Raw genomic sequence first — 14,791 nt, 5'->3', positions numbered from 1 at the left:
AGCTGGCTCCCGTGTCTGGTCATTTCGTCGCAAAGCGCTGGTCGGCAGCAGGCCCGACTTGCACAGTCATGTGCAACCACCAGGAGCCAGCCATGCAACTCACGCCCTTGATTGCCTTTCACATGAGTTCCGCCATCGCGGCCACTCTTGCCGGAGCCATCGCCCTGTGGGCCAGGCGCCATGCCAGCCCGCTGCCCTGGCTGCACAGAATCGCAGGCTATGGCTTTGTGCTGCTCATGCTGGCCACTGCCATCTCCGCATTGTTCATACGCGACTTCAAGCTGCCCAACTGGGCAGGCTTCACGCCCGTTCATCTGCTGATCCCCGTGACGCTGGGAGGCCTGGCCTTGTCTTTCTGGCATCTGGCCCATCGACGCATTGCCCAGCACCGCAGCGTCATGCGCAAGCTGTACTTCGGCAGCTGCGTCGTCGCGGGACTGTTCACGCTGCTTCCGGGCCGGCTGCTCGGCAATCTGCTGTGGCAGCAATTGGCCTGAAACCCACCCTCATTCCACGCTCGACAAGGAAAAGACATGAACCCGATCTCTGAAGACGCTCTGCACCGGCAGGCACGCCGCCGCGCCGGCATGAAGCTGGGCTGGTATATCCATGCTGCGGTCTATGCCGCAGTGAATCTGGGACTGATGGCCCTGGCTCTGAGCCAGGGACGGCACTGGGCCGTCTACCCGGCTCTGGGCTGGGGCCTGGGCCTGCTGATTCATGGAGTCGTGGTCTGGCTGCTGGCGCCCGGCAGTCCGCTCTTTCAGCAACTGCTGGAGCACGAGCTGAAAGCGCTGCAGCGCAGCGAAAAGCGCTAGATGCCAGGCCCCCCATCACCTACCATGCCCGTCATGTCCATGTTTGCGCCCGCTCCCCTCTTTCGTCACGCCGGCATCACCGTGGCTGCCTGTCTGCTGATCGCTGCGGCCCTGACGGCACTCGGCCAGGGCCTGTGGGATGTCAACCTTGCCTATTCGCTGACCATCGGCCTGATCAGCTGGCTGAGCATCGATCTGCTAAGGCTGCGCTGGCGCGAGTCCGACGACATTCCCTGGCCGCGCGGCATGCGCGGCATGGCCGTGGTGCCGCTGGGAATTGCAGCAGGTCTGGTTCTGGGCAATCCGCTGGGGCACCTTTACGTTCAGCAGTTCCATCCCGAACTGCCAGCGGCAGCCCGGCCCTCCCTATGGCTGCCGCTTGCCATCACCATGGCGACCAGCATTGCCATGTCCTGGGGCTTTTATGTGGTGGGCAAGTCGCGCCATCTGCAAATGCAGGCAGAGCAGGCCCAGCGCCAGGCCGCCGAAGCCCGGCTCAGCCTGCTGCAGGCCCAGCTGGAGCCGCATATGCTGTTCAACACCCTGGCCAATCTGCGTGTGCTGATCGCCACCGATGCGCCACGCGCCGAGCAGATGCTCGATCATCTGATTGCCTACCTGCGTGCCACGCTAGCCGGCTCGCGCAGCGGCACCCATAGTCTTGCCAGCGAATTTGCCTTGCTGGCCGACTATCTGGCCCTGATGCAGATCCGCATGGGCGACCGGCTCAGCTATGGCCTGCATCTGCCCGCTGAACTGGCCGAACTGCCCGTGCCAACCCTGCTGCTGCAGCCGCTGGTGGAGAACAGCATTCGCCACGGACTGGAGCCCCAGCTGGCCGGCGGCCACATCGCCGTTCAGGCAAGCATGCTGGATGACCGCCATCTCCTGCTCAGCGTGCATGACAATGGCCTGGGCCTGCCAGTGCGGCCTGGCCAGCCGCCTTCCGGCTCCGGCTTTGGCCTGCAGCAGATTCGCGAACGTCTGGCCAGCCGCTACGGCGGCACTGCCCGCTTCGATCTGACAGCAGACAGCGCAGGCGGAACCAGGGCCTGCATCGTATTACCCCTGAAGTCCCAGCCATGAACACCAGTCCGCCGCGCGCCCTGATTGCCGAAGATGAACCGCTGCTGGCCCTGGCATTGCAGCAGTTGCTGGGCCAGCTCTGGCCCCAGTTGCATATCGAGGCCAGCGTGGCCGACGGCATCAGTGCCGTGCAGCAGGCGCTGACCAGACTGCCCGATCTGCTGTTCCTGGACATTCGCATGCCTGGCCAGACGGGGCTGGAAGCCGCCGCCGAAATCGCCGATGCCTGGCCTGAGGAGCAAGCACTGCCGGCGATTGTCTTTGTCACCGCCTACGACCAGTACGCCCTGGCAGCCTTCGAGGCCTGCGCCATGGACTATGTGCTCAAGCCGGTGCAGGCGGCGCGCCTGGGGCAGACCGTGCAGCGCCTGCAGCAGTGGTGGCAGCAGCGCCAGCAGGTACAGGGCACGGACCTTGCCATGCACAATCACCGTCAGCTCGAACAGCTGCTCGGGCTGCAGCAGCAACTGCTGGGGCAGGGCCCCGCCGCGCTGCAGATCATTCAGGCCAGCGTCGGCAACCAGATCCATATGGTGAGGGTGCAGGACATCATCTACCTCGAAGCCGCCGACAAATACCTGCGCGTGCTGACGGCCGCTCAGGAGTATCTGATCCGCACTCCGCTCAAGGATCTGCTGCCGCAGCTGGACGCCCGCGAGTTCTGGCAGATCCATCGCGGCACCGTGGTGCGCGCTCAAGCCATTGCCAGCGCCCAGCGTGACGAGTCCGGGCGCCTGAGCCTGCTGCTGCGCGAGCGCCCTGAAAAGCTGGCTGTCAGCCGTCTCTACGCAGCGCGGTTCAAGGCGATGTAGCCAGCTCCATCACATCCTCCCACTCCACACCCTGCATGGCATCCCAATGCGCCACGATGACGCTGCGGGGCCGCGCCGGGTTCTTGAGCTCGGCGGACATGGCAGCCAGCGCATGCTGCACATAGCGCTCGGACGGCTTGTCCAGCGCCGCCAGCGGCTCGTCGATCAGTACCAGCTCGGCGGCGCTGGCCCAGCCCGCTGCCATCCACAGCTTGCGCTGCGTGCCCGAAGACAGGGCCAGCAGCGGCTTGTGCAAATGCGGCTCCAGCCCGAAGCCCTGCACATGCTGCTCGAACTGCTTCTGCGACCAATGCGGATACAGCGTGCGCTGCAAAGCCACCCAGCTCTGGGCCGACATCTGGCTGTAGACATCGTTGAGCGGCTGGCGCGGGTCCTGCCAGAAGCAGGAACTGGCAGCCAGGCGGCCGTTGTCAGCGAACGGATAGTGCAGCAAGCCCATGCGCAGGGGCAATTGCCCGGCCAATGCCTTGAGCCAGCTGGTCTTGCCCGTGCCCTCGTCGCCCTGCAGCAGGCACAGCCCGGCATGCCAGCAATGCGAGGCCTCATGAGCCACGGTTCGGCCCGGGTAGCCAAAGCTCACCTGCAGGGCCTGCACCATGCAGCGAGATTCGCAATCTTCATCGATATCAGAATTCATAGCTGACAATGCCTTGTATATCTAGGTGTACGGCTGTTTACTGCCAAAGAACCCACAGCCAAGCGAGAAGCAAGGCACAGGCACAATGACGTCCCCTCAATAGCGCGCAATATGCCATGGCTCTGGATTATCTGGAATTCGATTACAGCGAAGATGAAGAAGGCACGGGCACCTGGGACGCAATGGCCAGCGTCAAGGCCGAGCGCGTGCCGGAACTGACTGGCGAAATCGAAGCTCTGCTGTGCTGGGCCAGCCAGAAGTTTGCGGGCCGCCAGGGGCCCCTGGAGGATGGCAATGACTGGGACTATGACCTGCAGGCGCAGGACGACGACGGCGAGCCCTTGAGCGCCCGCTTCGACAAGGCGGCAGGCAAGCTGGAGCTGCAGGCCTCGGCCACGGGCCGCACCACGGTAAGCCTCTGTCTTTCGGGCTCCACCCAGTTCGGCGATGCACTGCGCCAGGCCTTTGACCTCGAAGCCTGACATCCAAGCCAGAGACTGCAGCACTTGAAGTCAGGTGCGCACTGTGCACAATGGACGGCTCCAAGCGATTTGCAAAGGCAATGCCATGACCGAGCGACTCTCTGCCCCGTTTGTCATCGAGCAATTCATCAAGGCACCGCGCGAACTGGTCTACGCGGCCTTCACGCAAGGCGAGCACCTGAGCCACTGGATGCGCCCACCGGGTATGGTGATGACGCAATGCGAAGTGGATGCACGCGAAGGAGGCAGCTTTCATTACGGCATGCGTGCCGAGGCCATGCCCCAGGCGCCTGCCATGTGGGGCAAATGGAGCTTCAGGGAGCTCAAAGCGCCCGAGCGCATTGTCGTCGTGGTGCAGTTCAGCGATGCCGCCGGCGGTGTCACGCGCCACCCGATGGCGCCGCAATGGCCGCTCCATACCTTGTCGACCACCACGCTCAGCGAGGAAGCTGGCGGCACGCGCCTGCATCTGGAGTGGCGCGCCCTCAACGCAAGTGCCGTGGAAGAAGCGGTGTTCGACAGCTCGCACGCCAGCATGAACATGGGCTGGAGCGGCAGCATGCAGTTGCTGGCCGGCTATCTGGCCAAGGTACAGGCGGCCTAGCAATCCATATCCTGGCGCTGCCTGGGCGGCTCGGCCGCATTTCTGCGACTGGCCCCGGCACGCCCGGCCTTGCTCCACTGATAGTCCACTCCGTCGGGCGTCTTGCCGTCCTCGACCGCAGACACGCCCACAGGCCCGACCATATCGCGCAACTCCGACGAAATCACCACATGGGCATGGCGCTCGTCCTTGCGCAGTTGCTGGCACAGGGCCAGCGCCTCGCTCATCTGCGCATCGGAGAAGGCCCGGCATTGCGGCTGCCAGACCGGTGTCTGGCCCTCGGACTCGGAATTGCGCAGGTAGAAAACAGCAATGCTCATGGTTTGATCTTCACAACAACAGAGCCACCGTTGTAACCCAGACCACAAGCCTGCACGACGCGCTCACTCTTTGCGCTGCCCCGCATCCAGCGACTCCCAGCGCCCTGCCACATTCTTGAGCAAGGTGTTCACGGCCGTCAGCCTGCGGTTTCTGACGCTGTTGAGGCTGTTCTGGGCGCTGAGCACCGTCGTCTGGGCCGAGAGCACATTCAGATAGGCCACGATGCCGGCCTGGTACTGGTTGTTGGCCACGGTCAGCGATTTCTGAGCTGCGGCCAGGGCCTCGGTCTGCACCTGCTCCTCCTGCGCCAGATTGACGGCGGCGACCAGGTTGTCCTCCACCTCCTGCAGCGCCGTCAGCACGGTCTGCTTGTAGGTGGCGGCATTCAGGTCCAGCGCGGCACGGGCCGATTCCACGGCCGCCGAACGCGCGCCGCCGTCAAACAGACTCATGGCCAGGGCCGGGCCCAGCGACCAGAACAGATTCGGTGCATTGAGCAGATCGGAGAGCACGGAGTTGCGATAGCCGGTCGATGCCGACAAGGTCAGCGAGGGGAAATAGGCCGCACGCGCGACGCCGATCTGCGCATTGGCCATGGCCACGCGGCGCTCGGCAGCAGCGATGTCGGGGCGCCTCTCCAGCAAGGTGGAGGCCAGCATCTCAGGCACTGCAGGCGGCGTCGGCAGGTGGCCGGTCACCGGCAGGCTGAAATTGGCCGGAGCCTTGCCCAGCAAGGCCGCCAACGCATGCTCGTACTGGGCACGCGTGATGCTGGCCTCCAGCAGGCTGGCCTGGGTGCTCTTGTACTGGGACTGGGCCTGGGCCACATCGGCCGACGACACCACGCCCGCCTGGTAGCGGTTCTGCGTGAGCTTCAGGCTTTGCTGGTAAGCCTCCAGACTCTCCTGCAGATACTTCATCTGCGCCTCGGCGGCACGCAGCGAGAAATAAGTCTGGGCCACCGATGCCTGGGCCGACAGACGGGCAGCAGCCAGATCGTCGGCACTGGCCTGGGCCGAAGCGCGGCTGGCGTCCACCGCGCCCGAGAGCTTTCCCCAGAGATCCAGCTCCCAGCTAGCGCTCAGGCCCAGCGAGAAGTTGTTGTTGATGCTGCCGCTGCGCGCCACGTTCTCGCCGTTGGTGTTGCTGTAGGTGCCGCCGCCGGTCAAGGCACGCGAGCCGCTGCCCGTGGTGCTGAGCGTGGGCAATTGCGCGGCGCGGCTACTGGCGACGGCGGCCTGGGCCGAGCGCAGACGAGCCACGGCCTGCTCCACGCTGGGATTGCCTGCGGCTGCCGCTTGCTGCAGCTGATCCAGCGTGCTGTCGCCATACACCGTCCACCACTGGTCTGGCACTGCCGCGGCCGGGCTGGCCGCCGAGCTCTGCGCCGGTTGCCAGATGCCGAACTGCGCCGCCTCAGGCGTGGCCTCCTTGAACCGGGCCGGCACATCCAGCCGGGGCGGCTGATAGGCGGGCTGGGTGGAACAGGCCGCCAGCGCCAGCGCCGTGGCAAGCGGCAGCAGACGCGGCATCCAGCGGGGCAGTGCCCGGGGAGAATTCTTCATAAAAGTGAGCTTCTTACGCTTACCCTGATTGAGGTTGAAGCCGATTTGATTCAAAAACTGTGCTGGCATATTCATCTCACTTCGCCTCAGCCATGGCAGAGGCCCGGCCGCCGCGCCTTCTGGCCGGACGGCGCGCCCAGAGGCGCAACACACGCAGACGCACACGGTCCAGCAGCACATAGACCACGGGCGTGGTGTAGAGCGTGAGCAACTGGCTCAGCAGCAGACCGCCCACGATCGCAATGCCCAGGGGCTGGCGCAGTTCGGCACCGTCGCCCCGGCCCAGGGCCAGGGGCAGCGCACCGAACAGGGCTGCCATGGTGGTCATCAGAATGGGGCGCAGACGCAGGTGGCATGCGCGATAGATGGCCTGGGCCGCCGTGGCATGGCCGCCTTTCTCGCGCTCCAGCGCGAAGTCGATCATCATGATGGCGTTCTTCTTGACGAGGCCAATCAGCAGGATCACGCCGATGAAGGCGATCAGCGAGAACTCGGTCTTGAACCACATCAGCGCCAGCAGTGCACCCACGCCGGCCGAAGGCAAGGTGGACAGAATCGTCAGCGGGTGGACCAGGTTCTCGTAGAGGATGCCCAGCACCAGATAGATGGTGATGATGGCCGCGAGAATCAGCAGGGGCTGGCCCGCCAGCGCCTGCTGGAAGGCCCCGGCCGAGCCGCTGAAGCTGCCGCGGATGGATACCGGAACGCCCAGCTCCAGCATGGCATTGCGGATCGCGTCATTGGCCTGCGACAGCGAGACATTGGGCGCCAGGTTGTAGCTCACGGTGCTGGCCGGCGTGCCGCTCTGGTGCTGCACGGACAGCGGCGTGGTCGAGGTGGTGATCCTGGCAAAGGCAGTCAGCGGAATCTGCTGGCCCGCGCTGTTGACGAAGAAGAAGCCGCGCAGCGTCTCAGGGCTTTGCAGATACTGGGACGAGGCCGTCATCACCACGCGGTACTGGTTGAGCGGGTTGTAGATCACGCCCACCTGGCGCTGGCCGAAGGCATCGTTGAGCGTGTTGTCGATCTGCGCCACCGTCAGGCCCAGGCGCGTGGCCTGGTCGCGGTCTATGACCAGCTTGGTCTGCATGCCGTTGTCCTGCACATCGCTGTTGACATCGGTCAGCTCCGGCAGGGTGGAGAGCACCTGACGGATGCGCGGCTCCCACAGGCGCAGCTCGGCCGTATCGTCGGCCTGCAGCGTGTACTGATAGGAAGACATGCTCTGGCGTCCGCCGATGCGCACATCGCTCTGGGTCATCATGAACAGGCGCGCGCCGGGTTCGTCCTTGAGCTTTTCACGCAGGCGGTTGATGACCTCGTCGCTGGACACCTTGCGCTCGGCCATGGGCTTGAGCGACATGAACATATTGGCCGAATTGGCCTGGCCGCCGCCGGTAAAGCCGGTCACATACTCCACCGCCGGATCCTGCTGCACCACATCGAGAAAACGCTTGATGCGGCGCTCCATGGCCTGGAAGGACGTGGACTGGTCGGCACGGATGAAGCCCATGACGCGGCCCGTGTCCTCGCTGGGCATGAAGCCCTTGTCTATGGTCTGGTAGAGATGGATGTTGAGGCCGATGACCGCCACCAGACTGAGCAGTACCACCGGCTGGTGGCGCAAACCCCAGGCCAGGGTGCGGCGGTACAGCGCCGTCACACGCGCCTCGAAGCGATCCATGGCCAGCGAGACGCGCAGCCAGAAGGCATCCCAGCGGCGCGTGAACGGGCGCCGGGCACGCTCGGCGCGGCGGCGCTCCTCCTCTGCCGGTGTGCGCAGCAGGGCCGCACACATCATGGGCGTGGTGGTCAGCGAGATGATCATGGAGACCAGAATCGCCGCCGACATGACCACGGCAAATTCACGAAAGAACCGCCCCACGATGCCGGCCATGAACAGAATGGGCACGAACACCGCAATCAGCGACAGGCTCATGGAGACCACGGTAAAGCCGATCTCGCGCGCGCCTTCGATGGCCGCCTGCATGGCGGTCTTGCCGCGCTCCATGTGGCGCATCACGTTCTCCAGCACCACGATGGCATCGTCCACCACAAAGCCTGCGGCCACCGTCAGCGCCATCAGCGAGAGGTTGTCCAGCGTGTAGCCGCACAGATACATGACGCCGAAGGTGCCCATCAGCGAGGCGGGAACGGCCACGGCCGGAATCAGCGTGGCGCGCAGCCGCCGCAGAAAGACGAACACCACCATGATGACCAGCGCTATCGAGATCAGCAGCGCGTTCTGCACCTCCTTGACCGAGGCGCGCAGCGTGGGCGTGCGGTCCGAGATCACCGTGACATCGATGGCCGGATTGATGGAGGCCCTGAGCTGGGGCAGCATGGCGCGCACCTTGTCCACAGCCTGCAGGATGTTGGCATCGGGCTGCTTGAACACCTGCAGCAGCACGGCGGGCTTGCCGTTCATGACGCCGTAGTTGCGTATGTCCTGCACGGAGTCGGTGACATCGGCCACATCGGACAGCCGCACCGCATTGCCGTTGTTCCAGCGCAGCACCAGCGGTGCGTACTCGGCGGCGGTGCGGGCCTGGTCATTGGTGGCCACCTGCCAATAGTGGTCTTCACGCTCCACGGCGCCCAGGGGGCGGTTGGCATTGGTGGCGGTGATGGCCGTGCGCACCGCATCCAGCGATACGCCGTTGGCGGCCAGCCGCACCGGGTCCAGCTCCACCCGCACGGCCGGCAGCGCGCCGCCGTTGATCGATGCCTGACCCACGCCCTCCACCTGGGCCAGCTTCTGCGCCAGCACCGTGGAGGCCGCGTCATACATCTGGCCGCGCGTGAGGGATTCGGACGTCAGCGCCAGAATCATGATGGGCGCATCGGCCGGGTTGACCTTGCGATAGGTCGGGTTGCCCGGCATGCCCGAAGGCAGCAGCGTGCGCGCCGCATTGATGGCGGCCTGCACATCGTGGGCTGCGCTGTCCACCGTGCGCGTCAGATCGAACTGCAGCGTGATGCGCGTGCTGCCCATGCTGGAGCTGGAGGTCATCTCGTTGACGCCCGCAATCGCACCCAGGGCGCGCTCCAGCGGCGTGGCCACGGTGGCCGCCATGGTGTCCGGCGCCGCGCCGGGTAGGCTGGCGGTCACCGAAATCGTTGGATAGTCCACCTGAGGCAGCGGTGCCACCGGCAGCTGGAAATAGGCCACGCCGCCCACCAGGGCCATGCCGATGGTCAGCAGCAGGGTCGCAATGGGCCGGAAGATGAAGGGCGTGGAGATGCTCATGGACGCGCCCCGTCCTGGCCGCCGTCGCCTGCCTCGCCCATGACTTCGGCTTCGGAATGCGGCACATGCTTGACAGCCGGCAGGCCGCGCCTGGTGCGCCAGCCCTCGGCCCAGCCTTCAAAGGTCAGATAGATCACCGGCGTGGTGAACAGGGTCAGCAACTGGCTCAGCAGCAGGCCGCCCACCAGGGTCACGCCCAGGGGCTGGCGCAGCTCGCTGCCCACGCCCGTTCCCAGCATCATGGGCAGCGCGCTCAGCAGGGCCGCCAGCGTGGTCATGAGAATCGGCCTGAAACGCAGCAGACAGGCCTGATAGATCGCGTCGCGCGCATTCATGCCTTCCTCGCGCTGGGCGTCCAGCGCGAAGTCGATCATCATGATGGCGTTCTTCTTGACGATGCCGATCAGCAAGATGATGCCGATGATGGCGATGATGTCCAGGTCCAGCCCCGACACCAGCAGCGCCAGCAGCGCACCCACGCCCGCCGACGGCAGTGTGGAGAGAATCGTGATCGGGTGAATCGTGCTCTCGTAGAGCACGCCCAGCACGATGTACATGGTGATGATGGCGGCCAAAACCAGCAGCAGAGTGTTGGACAGCGAGGCCTGGAAAGCCAGCGCCGCGCCCTGGAACTGCGTATCCACCGACAGCGGGATCTGCCCCTCGTCGCGCAGCTGTGCAATGATGGTCTGCGCCGCCTCCACCGCATGACCCAGCGACACGCCGGATGCGGTGTTGAACGAAATGGTGGCCGCAGGCAGCTGCCCCACATGGTTGACGGCCAGCGCCATCGGGCGCTCGCTCACCGTGGCAATCGAGGACAGCGGCACCGGTGCGCCATTGCTCGATGCGGCATAGATGTTCTGCAGGGCTTCGGGCCCGATCTTGAACTGCGGCGCCACCTCCAGCACCACACGATACTGGTTGGACTGCGTGAAGATGGTGGAGATCAGGCGCTGGCCGAAAGCGTTGTAGAGGGCCGAGTCCACCGACGAGACCGTCACGCCCAGGCGGCTGGCCTGGGCGCGGTCGATCTGCACATAGGCCTGGCGACCCTGGTTCTGCAGATCGCTGCTCACATCGAGCAGCTGGGGCAGTTGCTGCAAACGCTCCACCAGAATCCTGGTGCTGGCCGTGAGCTGACTCATGTCCGGTGAGGACAGCAGCAGCTGGTACTGCGTGCGGGCCTGGCGGTCCTCTATGGTCAGATCCTGCACGGGCTGGGCATAGAGGCGGATGCCGGGCACCGCCCGGGAGTCTTCGGCCAGGCGGTTGAGCACCACGGGCAGGCGCTCACGCTGGGCATGGGGCTTGAGGTCGATCTGGATGCGGCCGGTATTGAGCGTGGTATTGGTTCCATCGACGCCGATAAACGAGGAGATGGAAGCCACGGCCGGGTCCTTGAGCAAATGCTCGGCCAAAGCCTGCTGGCGCTCGGCCATGGCGGCAAAGGAGATGGACTGATCGGCCTCGGTGGTCGCGGCAATCGTGCCCGTATCCTGCTCGGGGAAGAAGCCCTTGGGCACGACGAAGTACAGCAGCACCGTGACCACCAGCGTGGCGATGAACACCAGCCAGGTCAGCTTGCTGTGATCCAGCACCCAGGTCAGCATGCGCCCGTACCCGGCAATCACCTTGTCGAAAAAGCGCCCGACTGCAGCGCCCAAGCCCCTGGACTGCGCCTGATTCTTCTCGCCCTCGGGCTGGTGGCGCAGCAGGCGCGCGCACAGCATGGGGGTGAGCGTGAGCGAAACCACGGCAGAGATCAGAATCGCCACCGTCATGGTGATGGCGAATTCGTGGAACAGACGTCCCACCACATCCCCCATGAACAGCAGCGGAATCAGCACTGCGACCAGCGAGATGGTCAGCGAGATGATGGTGAAGCCGATCTGCTTGGCGCCCTTGAGCGCGGCCTGCATGGGCGGCTCGCCCTTTTCCACGTAGCGGGCGATGTTCTCGATCATCACAATGGCATCGTCCACCACAAAGCCCGTGGCGATGGTCAGGGCCATCAGCGTGAGGTTGTTGATGGAAAAGCCCGCCAGATACATGACGCCGAAGGTGCCTATCAGAGACAGCGGCACCGCCACACTGGGAATCAGCGTGGCCGATGCGCTGCGCAGAAACAGGAAGATCACCATCACCACCAGGGCGATGGCCAGCGCCAGCTCGAACTGCATGTCCTTGACCGAGGCGCGAATGGTCACTGTGCGGTCGGTCAGCACCTGCACGTCAATGGAGGCAGGCAGGGTCTCCTTGAGCTGGGGCAGCAGGTTCTTGATGGCATCGACCGTCTCGATCACGTTCGCGCCGGGCTGACGACGGATATTGAGGATCACGGCCGACTTGGAGCCGGTCTCGGGCGTGCCCGACCAGGCGGCCAGACGCGTGTTCTCGGCGTCGTCCACGGTCTGCGCCACATCGGACAGGCGCACGGGGTTGCCGTTCTTGAACGCGATGATGAGGTTGCGGTATTCGGCCGCCGACTGCATCTGGTCGTTGGCATCGATGGTCGATGCGCGGTTGGGGCCGTCAAAGCTGCCCTTGGCGGTCTTGACGTTGGCCGCAGAGATGGCGGTGCGCACATCATCCAGCGTCATGCCGAAGCTGGCCAGCGCAGCCGGGTTGGCCTGAATGCGCACAGCCGGGCGGCGCGCGCCGGCAATGGCCACCAGGCCCACACCCTTGACCTGGGAGAGCTTGGGCGCGAGGCGGTTCTCCACCAGATCGTTGATCTTGATGACGGGCAGCGAAGGCGAGCTGATGGCCAGCGTCAGCACCGGCGCATCGGCCGGGTTGACCTTGCTGTAGAGCGGGGGCATGGGAAGGTCGCTGGGCAGCAGATTGGTGCCCGCGTTGATGGCGGCTTGCACCTGCTGCTCGGCCACATCCATGGACATATCGAGCGCAAAGCGCAGACTGATCACCGATGCACCGCCCGAGCTTGTCGAGGACATCTGGTCCAGCCCCGGCATCTGGCCGAACTGGCGCTCCAGAGGAGCCGTGACGTTGGAGGTCATCACATCGGGGCTGGCCCCCGGATACAGGGTGGTGACCTGAATCGTGGGGTAATCCACCTCGGGCAGGGCCGAGATGGGCAGCAGACGGTAGGCGAGAATGCCCGAAATCAGCACCGCCACCATCAGCAAGCTGGTGGCGATGGGCCTGAGAATGAAGAGGCGCGAGAGATTCATGATGGCCGCAGGCTTTGACTATGCTCAGCGGCCCGTGCCGCCGGCGGCCGTGCCGGTCTGCCCATTGGCTTCGCGCTCGGCGCGCAGCTTCTGGAAGAAGGCGCGACGCTCTTCGGGCGACAGGGCCTCCAGCTTGGCGCGCTGCTCGGGTGTCAGCTGGGGACGGTCACCCCGGCCCTCGGCTCTCTCGGCTCGGCCCTCGCTGCCGTCACCACGCTCGGCGCCGGCCTGAGGCCTGGCCTCGTTCCCAGCTGCAGGCTTGGCATCCGGCTTGGCTTCGGCCTTGGCGTCCGGCTTGGAGGGACTGCCCTGCGCCTCACGCAGCTGATCGCCACGGGCGTCCGCACCACGGGGGCCTGGGCCCGCATTGCCGCCATTGCCGCCGCGCTCGGCGCGCAGCTTCTGGAAGAACTCCTTGCGCTCCTCGGGCGTCATCTTGGCGACTTTTTCACGCTGCTCGGGACTGAGGTTTCGCATCATGCCCCGCGGCTGGTTGGCGGCATCCTGCACGGCCTGGTCGACCTTCTTGACTTTTTCGGAGTCCACCACCGTCACCTGGGCTCCTTCGCGCAGGCGGTCGATACCGTCGGTCACCACCTTGTCGCCGGGCTCCAGCTCGCCGCGCACGCTGACATAGTCACCGTCCGTCACGCCCACGGTGATCTTGCGCTGGGTGACCGTGTTGTCGGGCTTGACCAGATAGACAAAATTGTTCTGCACCGCATTCGCGGGCACGACCAACGCCTGATCGATCTGGCGCAGCTGCAGCTTGACGTTGACGAACTGATTCGCGAACAGCTTGCGCTCGGCATTGTCGAACGAGGCTTTGGCCTTGACCGTGCCCGTGGTCGTGTCGATGGTGTTGTCCAGCGCATTGAGCTGGCCCTTGGCCAGCATCTGCTTTTGCTCACGGTCCCAGAGCTCGACGGGCATGAGCTTGCCCTCGCGCAACTGCTGGGCCAGCGTGCCGACATGGGCTTCGGGAATGGAGAAGACGGCGTCGATGGGGCGAATCTGGGAGATCGTCACCAATCCGTTGGTATCAGAAGGATTGACCACATTGCCGAGGTCGGCCTGGCGCAGGCCCAGGCGACCCGAGATGGGCGCCGTGATCCTGGTATAGCTCAGCTGCAGCTTGGCCGCATCGACCTGGCCCTGGTCAGCCGCCACCGTGCCCTGCAGCTGCCGCACCAGCGCGGCCTGGGTATCGACCTGCTGGCGGGCAATCGAGTCCTGGGCCTGCAGTTCCTTGTAGCGCTGCAGATCCAGCTGCGCATTCTTGAGCTGGGCCTGGTCGCGTGCCAGAGAGCCCTGCACCTGCGCCAGCGAGGCAGCAAAGCTGCGCGGGTCGATCTCGGCCAGCAACTGACCCGCCTTGACCTCGTCACCTTCCTTGAAGTGCAGCTTGAGCAGCTCCCCCGAGACCTTGGCGCGCACCACGGCCGTGGCGCGTGCATTCATGGTGCCGATGGCGCTGACGAGCACGCGCATGTCGCGTTGCTCCACCACGCCTACGCTCACGGGCTGAGCCTGGCTCATGCCACCGGGGCCGCCCGGCCCTGCGCGACCATTGCGCCCTGCGCGTGCACCGGGCCCGCCCGCTCCCTGCTTGGGAGCTGCGGACGCAGACGTGTCACCGCTTGCACCCTGTTTTTGCGTGTACCACCAATAGCCACCGCCAGCGGCAGCCACAGCGAGCACCACACTGGCAAGAATCGCGGGCCGGACCTTGCCCTGCTGTAAAGAATGACGATTGAGGTGCAATTTGGATGAGCTGGACATGGTTGAGCGCAGGAATTTCGAGCCTGAATTGGCGCCAATGGTATCCAGTTGCAATCAAACCCCGGGTCAGGCAGCGCCGGCTTTGCCTGCATTTACCCCCGCTTTACCTTGGGTTTACCTGCTGAAGTTCCCCATTCGGAGACTTAAACAGTGCTGACTTTCATAGCAGCAATGACGGTGTTTTCAGGCCTCATGCTTGGCGGCTGACACTGCCAT

Annotated in this window: 12 protein-coding genes; 6 read left to right on the top strand and 6 right to left on the bottom strand. The window is 64.9% G+C overall.

Annotated elements, in window-relative coordinates; all coding sequences use genetic code 11:
- The first annotated feature begins 92 nt into the window (after positions 1-92).
- Genes CTATCC11996_RS17955 through CTATCC11996_RS17940 form a run of 4 tightly spaced genes read left to right on the top strand, consistent with a single transcriptional unit; the run spans position 93 to position 2,716 of the window.
- The gene (locus CTATCC11996_RS17955) at positions 93-497 is read left to right on the top strand and encodes a DUF2306 domain-containing protein (RefSeq protein ID WP_003078820.1); all 405 of its coding nucleotides are present in this window, start codon (positions 93-95) and stop codon (positions 495-497) included.
- Positions 498-533: 36 nt separating this feature from the next.
- Entirely contained in the window at positions 534-818 is a 285-nt protein-coding gene (locus CTATCC11996_RS17950) for a 2TM domain-containing protein (protein ID WP_003078818.1), read from the top strand.
- 24 nt (positions 819-842) lie between these two features.
- Positions 843-1,904: a sensor histidine kinase gene (locus tag CTATCC11996_RS17945; RefSeq protein ID WP_003078816.1), complete on the top strand. Its 1,062-nt coding sequence runs from the start codon at positions 843-845 to the stop codon at positions 1,902-1,904.
- Positions 1,901-2,716: a LytR/AlgR family response regulator transcription factor gene (locus CTATCC11996_RS17940; protein WP_003078815.1), complete on the top strand. Its 816-nt coding sequence runs from the start codon at positions 1,901-1,903 to the stop codon at positions 2,714-2,716. The genes CTATCC11996_RS17945 and CTATCC11996_RS17940 overlap by 4 nt, the downstream gene beginning before the upstream one ends.
- On the opposite strand, the gene CTATCC11996_RS17935 is transcribed toward CTATCC11996_RS17940, so the two are convergent.
- Positions 2,703-3,374 (bottom strand): ABC transporter ATP-binding protein, encoded by a 672-nt coding sequence (locus CTATCC11996_RS17935; RefSeq protein ID WP_003078813.1) that lies wholly within the window; start codon positions 3,372-3,374, stop codon positions 2,703-2,705. The genes CTATCC11996_RS17940 and CTATCC11996_RS17935 overlap by 14 nt on opposite strands.
- A 116-nt stretch (positions 3,375-3,490) precedes the next feature.
- On the opposite strand from CTATCC11996_RS17935, the gene CTATCC11996_RS17930 reads away from it, so the two are divergent.
- Together CTATCC11996_RS17930 and CTATCC11996_RS17925 are read left to right on the top strand one after the other, a co-directional pair.
- The gene (locus tag CTATCC11996_RS17930) at positions 3,491-3,856 is read left to right on the top strand and encodes a hypothetical protein (protein WP_003078811.1); all 366 of its coding nucleotides are present in this window, start codon (positions 3,491-3,493) and stop codon (positions 3,854-3,856) included.
- 85 nt (positions 3,857-3,941) lie between these two features.
- Positions 3,942-4,460: an SRPBCC family protein gene (locus CTATCC11996_RS17925; RefSeq protein ID WP_003078809.1), complete on the top strand. Its 519-nt coding sequence runs from the start codon at positions 3,942-3,944 to the stop codon at positions 4,458-4,460.
- On the opposite strand, the gene CTATCC11996_RS17920 is transcribed toward CTATCC11996_RS17925, so the two are convergent.
- The 5 genes from CTATCC11996_RS17920 to CTATCC11996_RS17900 all read right to left on the bottom strand — a co-directional run bounded on the left by CTATCC11996_RS17920 (position 4,457) and on the right by CTATCC11996_RS17900 (position 14,575).
- On the bottom strand, positions 4,457-4,780 hold the full coding sequence (locus tag CTATCC11996_RS17920) for a hypothetical protein (RefSeq protein WP_003078807.1): 324 nt from the start codon (positions 4,778-4,780) through the stop codon (positions 4,457-4,459). The two genes, CTATCC11996_RS17925 and CTATCC11996_RS17920, sit on opposite strands and share 4 nt — an antisense overlap.
- A 63-nt stretch (positions 4,781-4,843) precedes the next feature.
- Positions 4,844-6,421 carry an efflux transporter outer membrane subunit gene (locus tag CTATCC11996_RS17915; protein WP_003078805.1) on the bottom strand — a complete coding sequence of 526 codons (1,578 nt, stop codon included), beginning with the start codon at positions 6,419-6,421 and terminating at the stop codon, positions 4,844-4,846.
- Between the two features lies 1 nt (position 6,422).
- Entirely contained in the window at positions 6,423-9,596 is a 3,174-nt protein-coding gene (locus CTATCC11996_RS17910; RefSeq protein ID WP_003078803.1) for an efflux RND transporter permease subunit, read from the bottom strand.
- Positions 9,593-12,793, bottom strand: coding sequence for an MdtB/MuxB family multidrug efflux RND transporter permease subunit (locus CTATCC11996_RS17905; RefSeq protein WP_003078801.1), 3,201 nt, complete (start codon positions 12,791-12,793; stop codon positions 9,593-9,595). Before CTATCC11996_RS17905 ends, CTATCC11996_RS17910 begins: the two co-directional genes overlap by 4 nt.
- A gap of 24 nt (positions 12,794-12,817) precedes the next feature.
- Positions 12,818-14,575, bottom strand: a complete 1,758-nt coding sequence (locus tag CTATCC11996_RS17900) for an MdtA/MuxA family multidrug efflux RND transporter periplasmic adaptor subunit (RefSeq protein ID WP_042438208.1) — start codon at positions 14,573-14,575, stop codon at positions 12,818-12,820.
- Positions 14,576-14,791 lie beyond the last annotated feature (216 nt).

The sequence above is a fragment of the Comamonas testosteroni ATCC 11996 genome (genome assembly GCF_000241525.1).
Taxonomy (GTDB): domain Bacteria; phylum Pseudomonadota; class Gammaproteobacteria; order Burkholderiales; family Burkholderiaceae_C; genus Comamonas; species Comamonas testosteroni.
This window is presented reverse-complemented; position numbering and strand designations above follow the sequence as displayed.

Bases quoted from the DNA above. Each gene is read 5' to 3' on its own strand.
- CTATCC11996_RS17955 (WP_003078820.1), top strand. From the start codon at position 93: ATGCAACTCACGCCCTTGATTGCCTTTCACATGAGTTCCGCCATCGCG.
- CTATCC11996_RS17950 (WP_003078818.1), top strand. From the start codon at position 534: ATGAACCCGATCTCTGAAGACGCTCTGCACCGGCAGGCACGCCGCCGC.
- CTATCC11996_RS17945 (WP_003078816.1), top strand. From the start codon at position 843: ATGCCCGTCATGTCCATGTTTGCGCCCGCTCCCCTCTTTCGTCACGCC.
- CTATCC11996_RS17940 (WP_003078815.1), top strand. From the start codon at position 1,901: ATGAACACCAGTCCGCCGCGCGCCCTGATTGCCGAAGATGAACCGCTG.
- CTATCC11996_RS17935 (WP_003078813.1), bottom strand. From the start codon at position 3,374: ATGAATTCTGATATCGATGAAGATTGCGAATCTCGCTGCATGGTGCAG.
- CTATCC11996_RS17930 (WP_003078811.1), top strand. From the start codon at position 3,491: ATGGCTCTGGATTATCTGGAATTCGATTACAGCGAAGATGAAGAAGGC.
- CTATCC11996_RS17925 (WP_003078809.1), top strand. From the start codon at position 3,942: ATGACCGAGCGACTCTCTGCCCCGTTTGTCATCGAGCAATTCATCAAG.
- CTATCC11996_RS17920 (WP_003078807.1), bottom strand. From the start codon at position 4,780: ATGAGCATTGCTGTTTTCTACCTGCGCAATTCCGAGTCCGAGGGCCAG.
- CTATCC11996_RS17915 (WP_003078805.1), bottom strand. From the start codon at position 6,421: ATGAATATGCCAGCACAGTTTTTGAATCAAATCGGCTTCAACCTCAAT.
- CTATCC11996_RS17910 (WP_003078803.1), bottom strand. From the start codon at position 9,596: ATGAGCATCTCCACGCCCTTCATCTTCCGGCCCATTGCGACCCTGCTG.
- CTATCC11996_RS17905 (WP_003078801.1), bottom strand. From the start codon at position 12,793: ATGAATCTCTCGCGCCTCTTCATTCTCAGGCCCATCGCCACCAGCTTG.
- CTATCC11996_RS17900 (WP_042438208.1), bottom strand. From the start codon at position 14,575: ATGTCCAGCTCATCCAAATTGCACCTCAATCGTCATTCTTTACAGCAG.